This is a genomic window from Priestia aryabhattai B8W22 (assembly GCF_000956595.1).
Classification (GTDB): Bacteria; Bacillota; Bacilli; order Bacillales; family Bacillaceae_H; genus Priestia; species Priestia aryabhattai.
The window spans coordinates 1-19,071 of record NZ_JYOO01000054.1 but is presented as its reverse complement, the minus strand read 5'-3'; the positions used below and the strand labels follow the sequence as shown (position 1 = coordinate 19,071).

The following is a 19,071-nucleotide window of genomic DNA, read 5'->3' as shown; positions in this document are numbered from 1 at the left end:
AGACACTTTTTTTATACAGAAGATTTATTGGTTTGAGAAAGATCATTAAATAATTCGAGAAGACGGTTTAAATCTTCTTTAGAGAAAAATTCGATTTCAATTTTCCCTTTTTTCTTGCTTTGTGTAATGTGAACGGAGGTACCAAAACGCTCACGGAGCTGTGTTTCACTTTGTTTTATAAATAAATCTTTATCTTTTTTAGTTTTTGATGTTTCACGTGGAACGGCTTTATTTAAGTGGGCAATATAAGCCTCTAGCTGCCTGACATTCAACTGTTCCTTGCGTATTTTTTCGACTACTTTAGGTAGAAGAGCTTTATTTTTTAAACCGACTAGCGTACGCCCGTGTCCCATAGACAATTCATTAGTAGAAATGAGGGTTTGAATTTCCTCAGGCAGTTGCAAGAGGCGAACATAGTTAGCAATATGAGGTCGGCTTTTTCCTAGTCGTGTAGCAAGTTGCTCCTGTGTCATATCGAGCTTATCCATAAGCAATTGATAAGCGGTTGCTTCTTCAATTGGCGTCAAATCTTCACGCTGTAAATTCTCCAACAAAGCTAGTTCCATCATTTGCTTTTCTGAAAAGTCTTTTATAATGACAGGAACAGTAGCAAGGTCGGCTTCTTTAGCAGCTCTAAATCGTCTTTCACCTGCTAAGATTTCATAGCCTTTAATGCTTTTGCGAGCTACAATAGGCTGTAAGATGCCATGATGTAAAATGGATTGCTTTAACTCATTAATTGCTTCTTTATTAAACGTTTTACGTGGTTGATAGGGGTTGGGTCTGAGTTCGTGAATAGCAACTTCCTGAATTGAATCATCAGCCTGTGCATCTAAGCCTGAAAATAAGGCATTAATTCCTTTCCCTAATCCTTTCGCCATTATAAATCACTTCCTTTGCAAGTTCCGTATAAACTGCGGCCCCTCTAGATCTTGCATCATATAAGATAATTGGTTCACCATGACTAGGTGCTTCGCTCAAACGAACATTTCGAGGAATAATCGTTTGATAAACGCGATCCTGAAAGTACTTCTTCACTTCTGCTGTTACCTGCAGTCCTAAATTTGTACGTGCGTCAAGCATAGTCAGCAATACACCTTCGATACGCAGTTGATTATTCAAATGTTTTTGGACTAATCTAACCGTATTTAGCAATTGACTTAATCCTTCAAGCGCATAATATTCACACTGTACAGGTATTAAAACAGAATCAGCTGCAGTTAACGCATTTAATGTCAGTAAACCAAGAGAAGGGGGACAATCAATAATAACATAATCAAAGTGATCTTTCACCGTTTCTAAAGCTCTCTTAAGTCGAACTTCACGTGAAATAGTCGACACTAATTCAATTTCTGCACCAGCTAATTGAATGGTCGCGGGAATGATTGATAAATTTTCGACGGCTGTTGAACGCACAACGTTTTTGGCTTCCATATCTTCCACGATTACATTATAGATACATTCATCTACATCTGCTTTATCTATGCCAACTCCACTCGTAGCGTTACCCTGGGGATCTCCGTCTACAAGTAGAACCTTTTTTCCTTGTTCAGCTAAACAAGCTCCTAAATTAACAGCGGTTGTTGTTTTTCCAACTCCGCCTTTTTGATTCGCAACTGCCACAATTTTCCCCATGTTGTCACCTACTTTCATTTCCATCCCATTTGTCCAGACAGTTTAATTGTTCATTGAATTTTCTGACGAAAAAACTTTGATAAAAAAGCCTCATCAAAAAAGATGAGGGCTATTTCTTTATTTTTTCGGAATCTTAATAGTAAACTGAAAATATTCATCAAACTCTTCTTCTTCCGTGTTTAATGAAATACCGCTGTCACTAACCATTGTCAACGATTGACGAATTGTATTCATTGCGATACGCGTATCTTTACTAAACGCTTTTCTTTTTGCTTTTGGCCTTTTAACCTGCGTTTCTAACAATTTAACTACTCGATCTTCCGTTTGTTTTACATTTAATTGTTTTTCAATAATCTCAGCTAATACTTGAAGTTGTTTTTCTTGATTTTTGAGGGGAATGAGCGCTCTTGCATGTCGCTCTGTAATCAATTTTTGTTTGATTGCTTCTTGTATTTCAACAGGAAGCTTTAACAAACGAAGTTTGTTTGCAATTGTGGATTGGCCTTTTCCTAAACGTTGAGCTAATGCCTCTTGGGTAAGATTATGTAACTCAATTAACTTTGCGTAGGCTAGTGCTTCTTCGACAGCCGTTAGCTCTTCACGTTGTAAGTTTTCTATTAAAGCCACAGAGGCCGTTTCTGTATCGTTAAAATGTTTCACAATTGCAGGAACCGTATCCCAACCTAAGCTTTGTACAGCTCTCCACCGGCGTTCTCCAGCAATTAATTCGTATTCTTCGCCCTCAGTCGGTCGAACCACAATAGGTTGAATAATACCGTGTGTATGAATAGTAAGAGCTAGCTCTTCAATTTTTGCTTCATTAAACACAGTACGCGGCTGATAACGATTCGGAATAATACTTGAAACTTTAATTTGTTTTACTTCATCTCTTAAAACTTTTTCGACATTTTCATCTTGGACAGTTTCAATCTCTACATGAATATCCTCATCTTTTTCTTTTAAATTAAAAAAACGTGAAAAAGCAGATTTCATAGTCCCACACCACCTTCAGGAAAATCCCGCCTTAAACTAATTCGATGTTTTTTAATCATATCCTGCTTTCTAAACAGAAAATATAGAGAAGAAAATGTTTCATATGAAACATTTTCTTCTCTATCTATTTACCGCCTACTCTAATGGAAGCTTAACTGGAGTACCAGGTTTTCTAGGATATTTTTTAGGCGTTTTCTTTATTTTATCTATTAAAATAATGTAACGTTCACTTTGCTCCAAAGGCAATTGGAAATGTTCAATCGACTTCACTCTTCCACCTAATACTTGAAATGATTTTTCCCCATTTTTTAATTCCTCAGGGGCAGAAGCACCTTTCATTGCTAAAAAGCGTCCTTGTTCTTTAACAAGCGGTAAGCAAAATTCATTAAGAACCGAGATACGTGCCACAGCTCTTGCTGTTACAAGATCGAATGACTCGCGAATCGTTTCTTTTTTACCAAATGTTTCAGCTCGATCATGACATAGTGTGACATTGTCTAGTTCAAGCTCATTTACAAGATGCGTTAAAAACGTAATACGCTTTTGTAACGAATCAACGATTGTTACATGCAAATGCGGGAAGCAAATTTTGATCGGAATACTTGGAAATCCCGCTCCTGCACCTACATCACACATGGATTCAATTTCTGTAAAGTCTTGAAAAAAAGCAGCTGAAATAGAATCGTAAAAATGCTTTTCATATACTTCACCGTGATCAGTGATAGCAGTTAAATTCATTTTTTCGTTCCATTCCACTAAAACTTGATAATACTTTTCAAATTGATTCAGCTGTTTAGAAGAAAGAGAAATTCCCTTTTCTTCTAATAGCTGTTGAAACTGTTGAATATTCATTGAGTTTCCCTTTCTTCGCGCCTAAGAGTTTTAATCATTTGATACTTTAGCGATGCGCCCTTGTTCAATATAAACAAGCAAGATTGAAATATCAGCTGGGTTGACTCCAGAAATACGTGAAGCTTGTGCTACCGTTAGTGGACGCACTTGATTTAATTTTTGACGTGCTTCTGTAGCTAGACCGTTAATTGCATCATAATCGATATAATCAGGAATCTTTTTGTTTTCTAACTTCTTCAAGCGTTCAACTTGTTGAAGTGATTTCTGAATATATCCTTCGTATTTCACCTGAATTTCTACTTGTTCAGCTACTTCAGGATCTACCGTCTCATCAGCTGGTGCTAATTGATGAATATGAGTATATGTCATTTCAGGGCGGCGAAGTAAATCTGTCGCACGAATGCCATCTTTTAATTCGCTGCCGCCAGCTTCTTTAATCAGTTGTTGAACAGCTTCATTCGGCTTAATAATAAAGGAGAAAAGACGTTTCTTCTCTTGCTCGATTTCCGCTTTCTTTTGTTCAAATTTAGCATAGCGCTCATCGCTGATTAATCCTAGTTCACGACCAATTTCAGTAAGGCGTAAATCAGCGTTGTCGTGACGAAGCAATAAACGATATTCTGCACGGGATGTTAGCAGACGATACGGTTCATTTGTTCCTTTTGTTACTAAATCATCCACCAATACACCGATGTAAGCATCAGAACGTCCTAAGATGACTTCTTCTTGTTCCAGCGCTCTTCTTCCTGCGTTAATTCCAGCAAGAAGACCTTGGCCTGCAGCTTCTTCATAACCAGATGTTCCGTTAATTTGTCCAGCCGTATAAAGATTTTTAATTTTTTTCGTTTCAAGCGTTGGCCATAACTGAGTCGGAACAATTGCATCATATTCAATAGCATAGCCCGCACGCATCATTTGGACTTTTTCAAGACCAGGAATTGTCGCAAGCATTTGACGCTGTACGTGCTCAGGAAGGCTTGTTGATAGTCCTTGAACATATACTTCTTGCGTATTTCGTCCTTCTGGCTCTAAGAAAATTTGGTGGCGCGGTTTATCATTAAAGCGCACAACCTTATCTTCAATAGATGGACAGTAGCGTGGTCCAGTACCTTTGATCATCCCAGAATACATAGGAGATAAGTGGAGGTTGTCATCAATAATTTGATGCGTTTGTTCACTTGTATATGTTAACCAGCAAGGCAATTGATCTGTAATATACTGTGTTGTTTCGTATGAGAAAGCACGAGGCACATCATCTCCAGGCTGAATCTCCGTTTTGCTGTAATCGATAGTTGAGCTATTAACACGAGGTGGAGTTCCTGTTTTAAAACGGACCATGTCCAGTCCTAACTCCTCTAAGTGTTCAGAAAGCTTAATAGCCGGTTGTTGATTGTTAGGACCGCTTGAATATTTTAGTTCACCTAAAATAATTTCCCCGCGTAAGAATGTTCCTGTCGTAATAACCACTGTTTTAGCTTTATACACAGCTCCCGTTTGAGTGACAACACCCGTACATACACCATCTTCTACGATTAACTGTTCTACCATGCCTTGCATAAGCGTTAGGTTTTCTTCGTTTTCTAACGTTTTTTTCATTTCATGCTGATAAGCAAATTTATCTGCTTGAGCTCTAAGTGCTCGAACGGCCGGACCTTTTCCTGTGTTTAACATTCTCATTTGAATATGCGTTTTATCGATATTTCTACCCATTTCTCCGCCAAGAGCATCAATTTCACGTACGACAATACCTTTTGCAGGACCGCCTACAGAAGGGTTGCAGGGCATAAACGCCACCATGTCTAAGTTGATGGTCAACGTTAACGTTTTAGCACCCATACGCGCAGAAGCAAGCGCCGCTTCACATCCTGCATGACCCGCTCCAATGACAATAACATCATATTGTCCACCTTCATATTGCATAATAGTAGCCTCCTTTAATAATCTATTTTCCTAAACAGAATTGAGAGAACAACTGATCAATTAAGCTTTCATGAACAGCATCACCAATAATTTCACCTAATAGTTCCCACGTTCTTGTTAAATCAATTTGGACAATATCGATTGGAACACCACTTTCAATGCCTGTGATGGCCTCATCGATAGCTCCTCTTGCTTGCGTTAAAAGCGCAATATGTCTCGTATTAGATAAATATGTTAAATCTTGAGATTCAATTGTTCCTTCAAAGAAAAGAGCTGCGATTGCTTCTTCAAGGTGGTCCACTCCTTGTTCTTGAAGAAGCGAAGTCGTTACTACTGGATGATCACCAGCAAATTGCTGCACTTCCTCTAGATTAATTTTTTGCTCAAGATCTGTTTTATTCACAATCACAATAACGTCCATGCCTTCTACAGCTTCAAACAGCTTTTTATCTTCGTCCGTTAATTCTTCATTGAAATTCAACACAAGCAAAATTAAATCTGCTTCTTTCAAATACTGACGGGAGCGTTCCACACCAATTCGTTCTACAATATCTTCTGTTTCACGAATTCCAGCTGTATCAACTAATCGTAGAGGAACTCCTCGCACATTAACGTACTCTTCAATTACATCTCGCGTCGTTCCAGGAATGTCTGTGACAATAGCCTTTGCATCTTGCACTAAACTATTTAGAAGAGAAGATTTCCCTACATTAGGACGTCCAATAATAACCGTAGCTAATCCTTCTCTTAAAATTTTCCCTTGATGAGAGGTTTGAAGAAGCTTATCAATTTCTTGACGTACATTTGAAGCTTTTTCGATTAACACTTGGTGAGTCATTTCCTCTACATCGTCATATTCTGGATAGTCAATGTTCACTTCTACGTGGGCAAGTGTTTCGAGAATTTCCTGGCGTAAATGACGTACTAGCTTGGACAAACGCCCTTCCATTTGGCCAATTGCCATATTCATCGCTTTATCTGTTTTGGCACGAATTAAATCCATTACAGCTTCTGCTTGTGATAAGTCTACTCGACCATTTAAAAATGCTCGTTTTGTAAACTCACCTGGCTCAGCTAAACGGGCACCATTTGCAATAACTAACTGCAGCACACGATTAACGGATACAATTCCTCCGTGACAGTTAATTTCAATAATGTCTTCTCTAGTAAATGTCTTGGGACCTTTCATAATGGAAAGCATCACTTCTTCAACGACTTGCTCCGTCTTGGGATCTACGATATGACCGTAGTGAATAGTATGAGAAGCTACGTCTGTTAATCGTTTATTCGAAACGCTTTTAAAGATACGATCTGCAATCGTAATTGCTTCTTCACCACTCAGGCGGACGATGGCAATAGCTCCTTCTCCCATTGGTGTAGAAATGGCCGCAATTGTATCAAAATCTAGCACCAACTTCACCTCATTTCATTTTATAAACCTTTTATTTTAAACGATGTTATATACTATCATCGTTAACAATTTTCCACGAACAAAAACATCTATTTTAAGGCCCGTGATTTGTATGAACCAAATAAATAGAATACCACAATTCACCGCTTTGGAACATCTCTAACGTTCTTCTGTTATGCACAGCAAGAAAAACAGGCAGTATGTACTATTTTAACTTATCCACATGTGAATAACAACGTATGCATCTTGATTTTTTTGAACGCTAGATCGATAAAAATAAGCACATAAAAAAGCACTAGCTTATTTTGCTAGTGCTTTTTGGCAACTGGCTGAACCAAAACACTTCTTTTGGGCTCTTTGCCAACGGATTGTGTCTCAACTAAAGAATTTTTAGCTAATGCTTGGTGAATCATTTTTCTTTCATGGGAAGGCATTGGTTCTAGTTGAACAGATCGATTCGTTTTGATCGCCTGGTTAGCTATTTTTAATGCCAGTTTTTCGACCATTTCTTTTCGTTTTTCTCGGTAGCCTTCTGGATTTAATACAACATTTAAGAATTGCTGACTGTATCGATTAGCTACCAATTGTGTGAGAAGCTCGAGCGCATTGAGGGTTTGTCCATGTTTTCCAATCAACATTCCCGCTGAATCGCTACTAATCTCAATTATGCAGTTTCTCGAGGTTTTTTTGACGTTCGTATGAATCGAAATCCCCATTTCACGGCTAACATTTGTAATAAAATGAACCGCTTCCTCTACAGGGTCAACTATTTTTGTAACTTTTACAACTGCGGGTTTTCCCTTAAAGATTCCTAAAAATCCTTTTTTGCCTGGTTCAATTATTTCTACATTTGTTTGATTTCGCTCTACTTCTAAAGCATCTAATGCTTCTTGAACAGCAGCTTCAATCGTCTGGGCCGTAATTGTGATTTCGTTCATTTTTTAACCCCTTCAATATTCGCTCGTTTTAAGTCTGGCCCTTTAATGAAGTAGGTTTGAATAATCATAAATAGATTTCCCACTACCCAATAAAGAGATAAGGCGGCTGGAAAATTGATTGCAAAAATCACAATCATGATCGGCATAATCCAAAGCATCATAGCCATTTGAGGATTTTGATTTGCATTTCCGGCCATCATCATCTTTTGCTGAATAAACGTTGTGATTCCTGCGACAATTGGTAAGATAAATAGCGGATCACGCGCACCTAAATCAAACCATAAAAAGCTGTTGTTTGCGATTTCCGACGTTCGTGTAATCGCGTGGAAAATCCCAATAAGAATGGGCATTTGAATTAGAATTGGGAAGCACCCAGCTAAAGGATTTACTCCGTAAGTTTGGAATAATGCCATCGTTTCTTTCTGCAATTGCTGCTGCGTCTGGGCATCTTTTGAACTGTACTTCTCCTTTAACTTCTGCATTTCGGGCTGAAGCGTCTGCATCGCTTTCGTGTTTCTCATCTGTTTAATCATAAGCGGTAGAATAAGTAAGCGAATCAGGATTGTGACAACGATGATCGCAACTCCATAGCTTTTGAATACCTCCGCCAGATACGTAATGACTAATGACAGCGGATACACAACATACTCATTCCAAAAACCTTTACTATCATCTGTAATAGGTTGGTTCATTTCCGTACACCCCGCTAAAACAGTTAATAGAAAGATAAGCGTTATCCCTAAAAACAACTTCTTCTTCACCTGTTTTTCCTCCTTCTACATGTTCACCTTTCAATTCTGAAAGTGCGTCAAAATCCATTATATAAGGATGCGGTAGAAAAACAACAGCTATTAAAGGCTTTTCTTCTATTGTTTATTAATCATTTTGTCTATGTTTAAGTAATTTGCCACGCTTAAAGACATGCTGCAAACTGCTTTTAATTTCTTCATAGCTCATTGTTGCAGCAGGCTGCCTTGCAATTACAATATAATCTTTGTCTTGCTTTAAATACGGTGTGAATTCAAACATAATTTGTTTAGCAAGGCGCTTAACTCGATTACGAGTCACGGCATTTCCAATCTTTTTGCCCACAGAGAATCCTACGCGGAAATGTTCTTGATCCGGTTTGTCTAGAACATACAAGACAAATTGGCGATTCGCTACAGACTTGCCCTTTTTAAAAACTGTTTGAAATTCATCATTCTTTTTTATACGATATCTTTTTTTCATTTTTAACAACTCCTGCCCTTTTTCAGGTCATGCTCTTATGTAGTCCCTACAGGAACAGAGGTGATTTTAGCCTTATAAAGCGAAAAAAGACCACTGGCGTCAGTGGTCTATTATGCTGATAATACTTTTCTTCCTTTACGACGACGACGAGCTAAAACTTTACGTCCATTCGCTGAGCTCATACGAGCGCGGAAACCGTGTACTTTACTGTGCTTACGTTTGTTTGGTTGGTAAGTTCTTTTCATCTATAAACACCTCCTCGAGGAATAACTGAAAAAGACAGTCCTTGCAATTATAATGAAAAGACTAAGAAGATGTCAATGTTATTTAAAAAATAAAATTTTCAATCTCTTGGTTTCATTATCTGTTTTACTCAATCTTCTTCATTCTAATATCTTTATAACCCAATTGTCTATACCTAATCAATAAAATTCATTGATTTATTAAAGAAAAAATTTTTCCTTTTCATCTCTTTTTCTTTCTCTACCAGTTGCGATCGCATCGTTACTGAACAAAACTACAACAATAAATGTTATAAAAAGCCTCTTTTTTATTCAAATTCTTCTCTTAAATCTTTGTGGATAAGTTTTTTCGACATTTTTCTACTTTTCCATTTCTTATCGACAACTCATGCACACTATCTTGTGTTGTGGAAAACTTTTCTCCACAAGGTGTAGTGATTGTGGATAAGTTTCGAAAATTCATTGCATCATGCCGAATTCTTTGATATTATATTTTTGTTTTCACTCTTAATTACTTTTCCACAGTTGGTTTTTATCCACAAACTGTGGACAACTTGTGGACATCATTTCCACTATCACTGTATAAAGTTATCCACACCATGTGGAATCTGTCGAATAGTCGGCTTTCTTCTATAATATATATTTACCCACATAATAGCAATTGTATAAATATAAATTTTTTATGCATAAGGGTTTGTACAGGTTGTACAATGGTTGTACAAAGCGCATAAAAACTAGAAAAAGGAGGGGTTGCTCGTTGGAAAACATTCATGATTTATGGAACAGAGCTTTAGATCAAATTGAAAAAAAATTAAGCAAACCCAGTTTTGAAACCTGGCTCAAATCGACAAAAGCTCATGCTTTACAAGGAGACACGCTCATTATTACTGCGCCTAATGATTTTGCACGGGACTGGTTAGAATCTAGGTATTCTAATTTAATTGCTGAAACACTTTACGATCTTACGGGGGAAGAGTTAGATGTGAAATTTATTATTCCTCCTAACCAGGCCGAAGAAGAATTCGATATTCAAACTCCTAAAAAGAAAGTCAATAAAGACGAAGGAGCAGAATTCCCTCAAAGTATGCTAAATTCGAAGTATACCTTTGATACATTTGTTATCGGATCTGGAAATCGGTTTGCGCATGCAGCTTCTTTAGCAGTAGCAGAAGCGCCTGCTAAAGCGTATAATCCGCTTTTTATTTACGGGGGAGTAGGATTAGGTAAAACACACTTAATGCACGCAATAGGCCACTATGTGTTAGATCATAATCCTGCCGCTAAAGTCGTGTATTTATCATCTGAAAAATTCACAAATGAGTTTATTAATTCTATTCGTGACAATAAAGCAGTAGAATTCCGCAACAAATACCGCAATGTAGATGTGTTACTGATTGATGATATTCAATTCTTAGCAGGTAAAGAGCAGACACAAGAAGAATTTTTCCATACGTTTAATACGCTTCACGAAGAAAGCAAGCAGATTGTCATCTCAAGTGATCGACCGCCGAAAGAAATTCCTACACTTGAAGATCGACTTCGCTCTCGCTTTGAATGGGGCCTTATTACAGACATCACACCACCAGATTTGGAAACACGAATTGCTATTTTGCGTAAAAAAGCAAAAGCGGACGGCTTAGTTATTCCAAATGAAGTTATGCTTTATATCGCCAATCAGATTGATTCAAATATTAGAGAATTAGAAGGAGCACTTATTCGCGTAGTAGCTTATTCTTCACTAATTAATAAAGATATAAACGCTGATTTAGCAGCAGAAGCATTAAAAGATATTATTCCTAGTTCAAAACCTAGGGTTATTACGATTCAGGATATTCAACAGATTGTTGGACAAGAATTTAATATAAAATTAGATGATTTCAAAGCGAAGAAACGTACAAAGTCAGTAGCGTTTCCTCGACAAATTGCCATGTACCTTTCTCGCGAACTAACGGATTTTTCGCTGCCTAAAATTGGAGAAGAGTTTGGCGGGCGAGACCATACTACTGTCATCCATGCTCATGAAAAAATTTCAAAACTTGTTCAAACAGATACTGACCTACAAAAACAAATTAAAGAAATAAGTGAATCACTAAAAATATAGGCTTTTTTTACTTGTATTTTGTGTATAAGTGAGTTAGGATTGTACACAGTCTGTCCACATGTGGATAGGCTGTGTTCTCACGTTTTTAGGGGTTATCCACATTTCCACAGCCCCTATTACTACTACTATCTTAAAATATAATAAATAATAAGCTTTTAAACCTACTTTTAAGGAGGATTAATTATTATGAAATTTATCATACAGAAAGACTATCTAGTTCAAAGCGTTCAAGACGTTATGAAAGCTGTATCTTCTAGAACAACAATTCCAATTTTAACTGGTATTAAAATTGTAGCGACTGAAGAAGGTGTTACCTTAACCGGAAGTGATTCCGATATATCTATTGAATCGTTTATTCCAAACGAAGAAGAAGGAAAAGAGATTGTTGATATTCAAAAACCAGGAAGCGTTGTTCTCCCAGCTCGTTTCTTTAGTGAAATCGTCAAAAAGCTTCCTAAAGATATTGTAGAATTAGACGTCCAAAGTCACTTTTTAACAATCATTCGTTCAGGAAAGGCTGAATTCAACTTAAATGGTTTAGATGCAGAAGAGTATCCTCATTTGCCACAGATCGAAGAAAACAACATGTTTAGATTACCGACAGACTTATTAAAAAACATGATTCGACAAACTGTCTTTGCAGTGTCCACCTCAGAAACACGACCTATCTTGACAGGTGTAAACTGGAAAGTCGATGGCAAAGAATTAACGTGCATTGCCACTGACAGTCACCGTCTAGCTTTGCGAAAAGCGACCATTGAAACTGGAAATGAAGCAACGTATAATGTGGTTATTCCAGGTAAAAGTTTAAGTGAATTCAGTAAGATCCTTGATGATTCTCATGAATTAGTAGACATCGTTATCACGGAAAATCAAGTATTGTTCAAAACAAAACACTTACTATTTTTCTCAAGATTATTGGACGGAAATTATCCTGACACATCAAGATTGATCCCAGCTGATAGTAAAACGGATGTTATATTGAACGTAAAAGAATTCTTACAATCGATTGACCGCGCTTCTTTATTAGCTCGTGAAGGAAGAAATAACGTAGTAAAACTATCTACGCTGGATGAAGGAATTGTTGAAATTTCTTCTAACTCTCCTGAAATCGGAAAAGTAATCGAAGAGGTGCAAAGTCAGTCTATCTCAGGAGAAGAATTAAAAATTTCTTTTAGCGCAAAATATATGTTAGACGCATTAAAAGCGCTCGAAGGAACAGATATCAAAATTAACTTCACTGGTGCGATGCGTCCATTTGTCATTCGAACATTAGAGGATGATTCAATGCTGCAGCTGATTTTACCAGTGCGAACATATTAAATCTCAGAAAGCTACTAGCATGCCGTACTAGTAGCTTTCTTTTCTCAAGAAGAATTATTTAGTAAAATAGAGATACATCATTAGAAAGTGAGAGAGTCGCATGAAAACAGAGGTTAAAATTTCAACTGAATACATTACGCTTGGCCAGTTTTTAAAACTAGCAGACGTCATTCAAACAGGTGGAATGGTAAAATGGTTTTTAAGTGAGCACGAAGTATATGTGAACGGTGAGCTAGAAGAGCGCCGCGGACGTAAATTATATGCAAATGACGAAGTGGATATACCGGCTGCAGGATCATTTGTTGTTATTACTTAAAGTTGGTGAAACGTTTGTATATTAAAGAAATTACTTTAACAAATTACCGAAACTATACGAAGACAACGATTCCCTTTGAAAATAAAGTAAACGTCATTTTGGGTGAAAACGCACAGGGTAAAACAAACGTGATGGAATCGATCTTCGTATTATCTATGGCTAAATCTCATCGTACATCCAACGATAAAGAATTAATTAAATGGGACTGTGAGTATGCAAAGCTATCGGGCATTGTAGAAAAGCATAGAGGGCCTGTTACACTGGATTTAGTCATCTCAACAAAAGGGAAAAAAGCAAAATATAATCACATTGAGCAGAAAAAACTCAGTCAATATATAGGATCAATTAACACTGTCATGTTTGCTCCGGAGGATTTGAACCTAGTTAAAGGGAGTCCGCAAGTAAGGCGCAAATTTATCGATATGGAAATTGGTCAAGTTTCGCCTGTTTACATGCATGATTTAAGCAGGTATCAAAAGATTTTGCAGCAAAGAAATCAATATTTGAAGCAGCTGCAGACAAAAAAACAAACGGATCTTTCACTTTTAGACGTACTTACGTTACAGTTAAGTGAAATGGCGGCGAAAATCTTAAAAAAACGTTTTGAGTTTTTACAGTTACTCCAACAGTGGGCAGAGCCTATTCATAAAGGGATCAGTCGAGACTTAGAAACATTAAAAATTGAGTATAAGAATTCAATTGATGTATCAGAAGATGCAGATTTGTCGAAAATGTTAGAAGCATATCATCAAAAGTTTGATAAAATAAAAAGTAGAGAAATTGATAGAGGTGTCACCTTAGCAGGACCACACCGTGATGACCTTCTTTTCTACGTTAATGAAAAAGACGTTCAAACATTTGGTTCACAAGGGCAACAGCGGACGACTGCTTTATCATTAAAGCTTGCTGAAATTGAGTTAATTCATCAAGAAGTAGGTGAATATCCAATCTTGCTTTTAGACGACGTATTGTCTGAATTAGATGATTTTCGTCAATCACACTTGCTAAATACCATTCAAGGAAAAGTTCAGACGTTTGTAACGACAACGAGCATTGAAGGAATTCATCACGAGACCTTAGAAAAAGCCGCTACATATCATGTAGAAGCTGGCCAAATTCAAAAGGTCAAATAGCAATTGATCTGTCTAAAAACTTTTCGCAAGGCAATCTAACTGAAATATGATATCATTATAGTTTTAAGTCTATATATTTCAACTCGTACCCTCGATTATGAAAATTTTGTGCATAAGTAAACAAATGGCAAATACATTAAAGGCTCCGTATTATTTCCACATAATATTCGAAAAACATAATACAAAATGATAAATACAGCAGTTTGCTGTTAAAAAAAAGTGTAGGTGATACATTTGACGATGGAACAAAAAGAAGTACAAGCATATGAAGCTGATCAGATACAAGTATTAGAAGGATTAGAAGCTGTTCGTAAACGTCCGGGGATGTATATTGGATCGACGAGCGCAAAGGGTTTACATCATCTTGTATGGGAAATTGTAGATAATAGTATTGATGAAGCGCTGGCCGGCTATTGCGATGAAATTAATGTTATTATCGAAAAGGATAATAGTATTACAGTCAAAGATAACGGTCGTGGAATTCCGGTTGGTATTCAAGAAAAAATGGGCAGACCTGCCGTTGAAGTTATCTTAACGGTTCTTCATGCCGGAGGTAAATTTGGCGGCGGCGGCTATAAAGTATCTGGTGGATTACACGGTGTAGGTGCCTCAGTTGTTAACGCACTTTCTACCTCTTTGGAAGTACACGTACATCGTGACGGTAAAGTTCATTATCAAAAATATGAACGAGGTGTACCTGCTGCTGACTTGAAAGTAGTCGGAGAAACAGATAAAACAGGTACTGTTATTCAATTCCATCCAGACGGTGAAATTTTTACTGAAACGCTTGAATACGATTTTGATACGTTAGCTAATCGTCTGCGTGAGTTAGCTTTCTTAAATCGCGGCATTAAAATTACGATTGAAGACAAACGTGAAGAAGGTAAAAGCCGTGAATATCACTATGAAGGCGGAATTAAGTCTTACGTTGAACACTTAAATCGTTCGAAAGAAGTGATTCACGAAGAGCCGATCTATATCGAAGGTAATCGAGATAACATTTCTGTAGAAATTGCTATTCAATATAACGATAGCTATACAAGTAATTTATATTCTTTTGCAAACAACATTCACACGTATGAAGGTGGAACGCACGAAGCAGGATTTAAAACGGCATTAACGCGTGTAATTAACGATTATGCACGTAAAAACAGCGTATTTAAAGACAGTGACGCCAATTTAACGGGTGAAGATGTTCGTGAAGGAATTACAGCTATCATCTCTATTAAGCACCCAGATCCGCAGTTCGAAGGACAAACGAAAACAAAGCTGGGAAATAGTGAAGCAAGAACAATTACTGACTCTGTGTTTGCAGAACACTTAGAAACTTACTTGCTAGAGAACCCTATTGTGGCGAAAAAGGTAATTGAAAAAGGTTTAATGGCTGCAAGAGCAAGAATGGCAGCTAAAAAAGCTCGTGAGCTTACAAGACGTAAAAGCGCGCTTGAAATTTCAAATTTACCGGGTAAATTAGCGGATTGTTCATCAAAAGATCCTTCTATTAGCGAACTCTATGTAGTAGAGGGTGATTCTGCCGGAGGTTCAGCTAAGCAAGGAAGAAGCCGTCATTTCCAAGCTATTTTGCCTTTGCGTGGTAAAATTATCAACGTAGAGAAAGCGCGTTTAGATAAAATTTTATCTAATAACGAAATTCGTACAATCATTACCGCTCTAGGAACGGGTATTGGTGACGATTTTGATATTTCGAAAGCCCGCTACCATAAAATTGTGATTATGACAGATGCAGACGTAGATGGTGCGCATATTCGTACGCTTCTTTTAACGTTCTTCTATCGCTATATGAGACAGATTATTGAGCACGGATATGTGTACATTGCCCAGCCGCCTCTTTACAAAGTTTCACAAGGTAAAAAAGTGGAGTACGCGTACAACGATCGTCAATTAGAAGAGGTATTAGCTTCTTTCCCTGAAGGCGCAAAACCAAACCTTCAGCGTTACAAAGGTTTAGGAGAGATGAATCCTGAACAATTATGGGAAACAACAATGGATCCAGAATTCCGTACACTTCTTCAGGTGAACTTGCAAGATGCAATTGAAGCTGATGAGACATTTGAAATTTTAATGGGCGACAAAGTAGAACCACGCCGTAATTTCATTGAAGAAAATGCTCAGTACGTAAAAAATCTCGATATTTAAATGAACGGTAATACCCTTTATATTTTTTATAAAGGGTATATAAACGTCAGGATAGAGATAGGTTCTATCCTGCGTTTACATATATATGAATTACTATACTGAACTTCGCGAAGGAGGTTCTTATCGATGTCAGATAAACCAAACTCTCAAATAAGAGAAGTAAATATTAGTCAAGAAATGCGCGCATCCTTTTTAGATTATGCAATGAGCGTAATTGTATCGCGTGCTTTACCAGATGTAAGAGACGGACTTAAGCCCGTGCACCGTCGTATTTTATATGCAATGAATGATTTAGGTATGGGATCGGATAAGCCATATAAAAAATCAGCTCGTATCGTAGGAGAAGTAATTGGTAAGTATCACCCGCACGGTGACTCAGCTGTATATGAAACAATGGTTCGTATGGCACAAGATTTTAGCTATCGTTATATGTTAATTGACGGTCATGGAAACTTTGGATCTGTTGATGGAGATGCAGCAGCAGCTATGCGTTATACAGAAGCAAGAATGTCAAAAGTTTCGATGGAACTGTTACGTGACATCAATAAAGATACAATTGATTATCAAGATAACTATGACGGTTCTGAACGTGAACCAATTGTATTACCTGCTAGATTTCCAAATTTACTTGTAAACGGTTCAGCTGGAATTGCGGTAGGTATGGCGACAAATATTCCTCCGCATCAGTTAGGGGAAGTCATTGACGGCGTTTTAGCTGTAAGTCAAGACCCTGATATCACAATTGCAGAGTTAATGGAGATTATTCCAGGACCGGATTTCCCAACTGCAGGACAAATTCTTGGCCGCAGCGGGATTCGTAAAGCTTATGAAACTGGAAAAGGTTCTATTATTGTTCGCGCAAAAGTAGAAATTGAAGAACAAAGCAATGGTAAACAAACTATTATTGTTCATGAACTTCCATACCAAGTAAATAAAGCAAAGCTAATTGAAAAAATTGCCGAGCTAGCTCGTGATAAGAAGATTGATGGAATTACGGACTTGCGAGATGAATCTGACCGTTCAGGTATGCGTATTGTTATTGAAGTAAGACGTGATGCAAATGCAAATGTTTTATTAAACAACTTATATAAGCAGACATCTCTTCAAACAAGTTTTGGTATTAATACCCTTGCATTAGTAGATGGACAGCCAAAAGTATTGAACTTAAAGCAATGTCTACAGTACTACTTAGACCATCAGGTAGTGGTTATTCGTCGTCGTACTGAATTTGAACTTCGAAAAGCCGAAGCACGTGCGCATATTTTAGAAGGTTTAAAGATTGCTCTTGATAATTTAGATGCTGTTATTGCTTTAATTAGAGGTTCTCAAACAACAGATATTGCACGTGAAGGATTAATGACGCAGTTCTCGTTATCTGAAAAACAAGCGCAAGCTATTTTGGATATGCGCCTACAGCGTTTAACAGGATTAGAGCGAGAGAAGATTGAAGCGGAATATCAATCTTTATTAGCGCTAATTGCTGAATTAAAAGCTATTTTAGCAGATGAAGAAAAAGTATTAGAAATTATTAGAGAAGAACTAATAGACGTAAAAGAAAGATTCAATGACGGACGTCGAACAGAAATCGTAAGCGGAGGAGCTGAAATTATCGAAGACGAGGATCTGATTCCTCGCCAAGATATTGTTATTAGTTTAACGCACAACGGCTATATTAAACGCTTGCCTGTTTCTACGTATAAGAGTCAGCGAAGAGGCGGAAGAGGTATTCAAGGGATGAATACAAACGAAGATGATTTCGTTGAACATCTTCTAACAACATCTACTCATGATACGATTCTCTTCTTTACAAATAAGGGAAAAGTTTACCGTACGAAAGGATACGAAATTCCAGAGTACGGAAGAACGGCTAAAGGAATACCTATTATTAACTTGTTAGAAGTAGACAAAGGTGAGTGGGTAAATGCCATCATTCGCGTCGATGAATTTGTAGACGATTGGTATCTATTCTTTACTACAAAACAAGGAATTTCCAAGCGTACACCTTTATCTTCTTTTGAAAACATTCGAAATAGCGGACTTATCGCCTTGAATTTAAGAGAAGAAGATGAATTGATTTCTGTTAAATTGACAGATGGTAAGCGCGATATGGTTATTGGAACGAAGAAGGGTATGTTAATTCGTTTTAATGAAAATGATGTTCGTTCAATGGGACGTACAGCTACTGGAGTTAAAGGGATCACTCTCGATTCAGAAGATGAAGTAATCGGTATGGAGATTCTCGAAGAACAATCAGATATCTTGATTATTACGAAAAATGGTTATGGAAAACGTACGCCGATTGAGGAATATCGTGTACAAACAAGAGGCGGTAAAGGTTTAAGAACATGTAATATCACTGATAAAAATGGTGATGTTGTCGCCCTGAAATGCGTATCTCAAGAAGAAGATATTATGCTTATCACAGTAAGCGGCGTTCTTATCCGGGTTTCTGTTTCAGATATTTCACAAATGGGCCGTAACACACAAGGTGTCAAAGTCATTCGTTTAGGAGACGAAGAGTTTGTTTCAACGGTTGCAAAAGTACAAACTTCAGAAGATGAAGACGAAGTATTAGATGAATTAGATGAACATGAAGAGACAGATATAATAATTGAAGCTGAAGAAACGGAAGAATAAAAAAAGCCCCTGAAAAAGCAGGGGCTTTTTTTTATGTAAAAAAACCTTGCCATAGGCTTTTCATTTTGGTAATATATAAAAAGTCAGCAAAATACATATGAGTTTTTTAGTAGTTTTAAAAAAGTTATATAAAAGTGTTGACAACGATTCTTATAAAGTGTTATTATATAGGAGTCGCTTTAA

16 protein-coding genes are annotated in these 19,071 nt (G+C 37.2%); 6 read left to right on the top strand and 10 right to left on the bottom strand.

Going from position 1 to position 19,071, the window contains the following annotated elements:
* Positions 1 to 11: 11 nt before the first annotated feature.
* The 10 genes from N178_RS24830 to rpmH form a co-directional block, all read right to left on the bottom strand.
* Positions 12 to 881, bottom strand: a complete 870-nt coding sequence (locus N178_RS24830) for a ParB/RepB/Spo0J family partition protein (RefSeq protein WP_013059921.1) — start codon at positions 879 to 881, stop codon at positions 12 to 14.
* Positions 853 to 1,635 carry a ParA family protein gene (locus tag N178_RS24825; RefSeq protein ID WP_028409764.1) on the bottom strand — a complete coding sequence of 261 codons (783 nt, stop codon included), beginning with the start codon at positions 1,633 to 1,635 and terminating at the stop codon, positions 853 to 855. The genes N178_RS24830 and N178_RS24825 overlap by 29 nt, the downstream gene beginning before the upstream one ends.
* Positions 1,636 to 1,752: 117 nt before the next feature.
* Positions 1,753 to 2,628 carry a nucleoid occlusion protein gene (gene noc, locus N178_RS24820; RefSeq protein WP_045295507.1) on the bottom strand — a complete coding sequence of 292 codons (876 nt, stop codon included), beginning with the start codon at positions 2,626 to 2,628 and terminating at the stop codon, positions 1,753 to 1,755.
* A 135-nt stretch (positions 2,629 to 2,763) separates the two neighbouring features.
* The gene (gene rsmG, locus N178_RS24815) at positions 2,764 to 3,480 is read right to left on the bottom strand and encodes a 16S rRNA (guanine(527)-N(7))-methyltransferase RsmG (protein WP_045295506.1); all 717 of its coding nucleotides are present in this window, start codon (positions 3,478 to 3,480) and stop codon (positions 2,764 to 2,766) included.
* A 30-nt stretch (positions 3,481 to 3,510) separates the two neighbouring features.
* A complete protein-coding gene (gene mnmG / locus N178_RS24810) occupies positions 3,511 to 5,400 on the bottom strand; it encodes a tRNA uridine-5-carboxymethylaminomethyl(34) synthesis enzyme MnmG (RefSeq protein WP_013059925.1) in 1,890 nt (629 codons plus the stop codon).
* A gap of 22 nt (positions 5,401 to 5,422) precedes the next feature.
* Positions 5,423 to 6,811, bottom strand: coding sequence for a tRNA uridine-5-carboxymethylaminomethyl(34) synthesis GTPase MnmE (gene mnmE / locus N178_RS24805; RefSeq protein ID WP_080890254.1), 1,389 nt, complete (start codon positions 6,809 to 6,811; stop codon positions 5,423 to 5,425).
* Positions 6,812 to 7,119: 308 nt separating this feature from the next.
* The gene (gene jag, locus N178_RS24800) at positions 7,120 to 7,749 is read right to left on the bottom strand and encodes an RNA-binding cell elongation regulator Jag/EloR (RefSeq protein WP_045295504.1); all 630 of its coding nucleotides are present in this window, start codon (positions 7,747 to 7,749) and stop codon (positions 7,120 to 7,122) included.
* Positions 7,746 to 8,510, bottom strand: coding sequence for a YidC family membrane integrase SpoIIIJ (spoIIIJ, locus tag N178_RS24795; protein WP_045295502.1), 765 nt, complete (start codon positions 8,508 to 8,510; stop codon positions 7,746 to 7,748). Before spoIIIJ ends, jag begins: the two co-directional genes overlap by 4 nt.
* 115 nt (positions 8,511 to 8,625) lie before the next feature.
* Positions 8,626 to 8,979 (bottom strand): ribonuclease P protein component, encoded by a 354-nt coding sequence (rnpA, locus tag N178_RS24790; RefSeq protein WP_045295500.1) that lies wholly within the window; start codon positions 8,977 to 8,979, stop codon positions 8,626 to 8,628.
* A 110-nt stretch (positions 8,980 to 9,089) separates the two neighbouring features.
* Positions 9,090 to 9,224: a 50S ribosomal protein L34 gene (gene rpmH, locus N178_RS24785; RefSeq protein ID WP_013059930.1), complete on the bottom strand. Its 135-nt coding sequence runs from the start codon at positions 9,222 to 9,224 to the stop codon at positions 9,090 to 9,092.
* A 754-nt stretch (positions 9,225 to 9,978) separates the two neighbouring features.
* Here rpmH and dnaA point away from each other — a divergent pair.
* From dnaA to gyrA, 6 genes are all read left to right on the top strand, one after another.
* The gene (gene dnaA, locus N178_RS24780; RefSeq protein WP_028411911.1) at positions 9,979 to 11,322 is read left to right on the top strand and encodes a chromosomal replication initiator protein DnaA; all 1,344 of its coding nucleotides are present in this window, start codon (positions 9,979 to 9,981) and stop codon (positions 11,320 to 11,322) included.
* 186 nt (positions 11,323 to 11,508) lie between these two features.
* On the top strand, positions 11,509 to 12,645 hold the full coding sequence (gene dnaN, locus N178_RS24775; protein ID WP_013054821.1) for a DNA polymerase III subunit beta: 1,137 nt from the start codon (positions 11,509 to 11,511) through the stop codon (positions 12,643 to 12,645).
* A gap of 100 nt (positions 12,646 to 12,745) precedes the next feature.
* Positions 12,746 to 12,961 (top strand): S4 domain-containing protein YaaA, encoded by a 216-nt coding sequence (gene yaaA, locus N178_RS24770; RefSeq protein WP_013054822.1) that lies wholly within the window; start codon positions 12,746 to 12,748, stop codon positions 12,959 to 12,961.
* A gap of 14 nt (positions 12,962 to 12,975) precedes the next feature.
* Positions 12,976 to 14,094 (top strand): DNA replication/repair protein RecF, encoded by a 1,119-nt coding sequence (recF, locus tag N178_RS24765; RefSeq protein WP_013054823.1) that lies wholly within the window; start codon positions 12,976 to 12,978, stop codon positions 14,092 to 14,094.
* A 240-nt stretch (positions 14,095 to 14,334) separates the two neighbouring features.
* Positions 14,335 to 16,251, top strand: a complete 1,917-nt coding sequence (gene gyrB / locus N178_RS24760) for a DNA topoisomerase (ATP-hydrolyzing) subunit B (RefSeq protein WP_045295496.1) — start codon at positions 14,335 to 14,337, stop codon at positions 16,249 to 16,251.
* A 126-nt stretch (positions 16,252 to 16,377) separates the two neighbouring features.
* Positions 16,378 to 18,888: a DNA gyrase subunit A gene (gene gyrA / locus N178_RS24755; protein ID WP_045295494.1), complete on the top strand. Its 2,511-nt coding sequence runs from the start codon at positions 16,378 to 16,380 to the stop codon at positions 18,886 to 18,888.
* Positions 18,889 to 19,071 lie beyond the last annotated feature (183 nt).

Excerpts from the sequence above, each read along its gene's own strand:
- N178_RS24830 (WP_013059921.1), bottom strand. The coding sequence starts at position 881 with ATGGCGAAAGGATTAGGGAAAGGAATTAATGCCTTATTTTCAGGCTTA.
- N178_RS24825 (WP_028409764.1), bottom strand. The coding sequence starts at position 1,635 with ATGGGGAAAATTGTGGCAGTTGCGAATCAAAAAGGCGGAGTTGGAAAA.
- noc (WP_045295507.1), bottom strand. The coding sequence starts at position 2,628 with ATGAAATCTGCTTTTTCACGTTTTTTTAATTTAAAAGAAAAAGATGAG.
- rsmG (WP_045295506.1), bottom strand. The coding sequence starts at position 3,480 with ATGAATATTCAACAGTTTCAACAGCTATTAGAAGAAAAGGGAATTTCT.
- mnmG (WP_013059925.1), bottom strand. The coding sequence starts at position 5,400 with ATGCAATATGAAGGTGGACAATATGATGTTATTGTCATTGGAGCGGGT.
- jag (WP_045295504.1), bottom strand. The coding sequence starts at position 7,749 with ATGAACGAAATCACAATTACGGCCCAGACGATTGAAGCTGCTGTTCAA.
- rnpA (WP_045295500.1), bottom strand. The coding sequence starts at position 8,979 with ATGAAAAAAAGATATCGTATAAAAAAGAATGATGAATTTCAAACAGTT.
- rpmH (WP_013059930.1), bottom strand. The coding sequence starts at position 9,224 with ATGAAAAGAACTTACCAACCAAACAAACGTAAGCACAGTAAAGTACAC.
- dnaN (WP_013054821.1), top strand. The coding sequence starts at position 11,509 with ATGAAATTTATCATACAGAAAGACTATCTAGTTCAAAGCGTTCAAGAC.
- yaaA (WP_013054822.1), top strand. The coding sequence starts at position 12,746 with ATGAAAACAGAGGTTAAAATTTCAACTGAATACATTACGCTTGGCCAG.
- gyrB (WP_045295496.1), top strand. The coding sequence starts at position 14,335 with ATGGAACAAAAAGAAGTACAAGCATATGAAGCTGATCAGATACAAGTA.
- gyrA (WP_045295494.1), top strand. The coding sequence starts at position 16,378 with ATGTCAGATAAACCAAACTCTCAAATAAGAGAAGTAAATATTAGTCAA.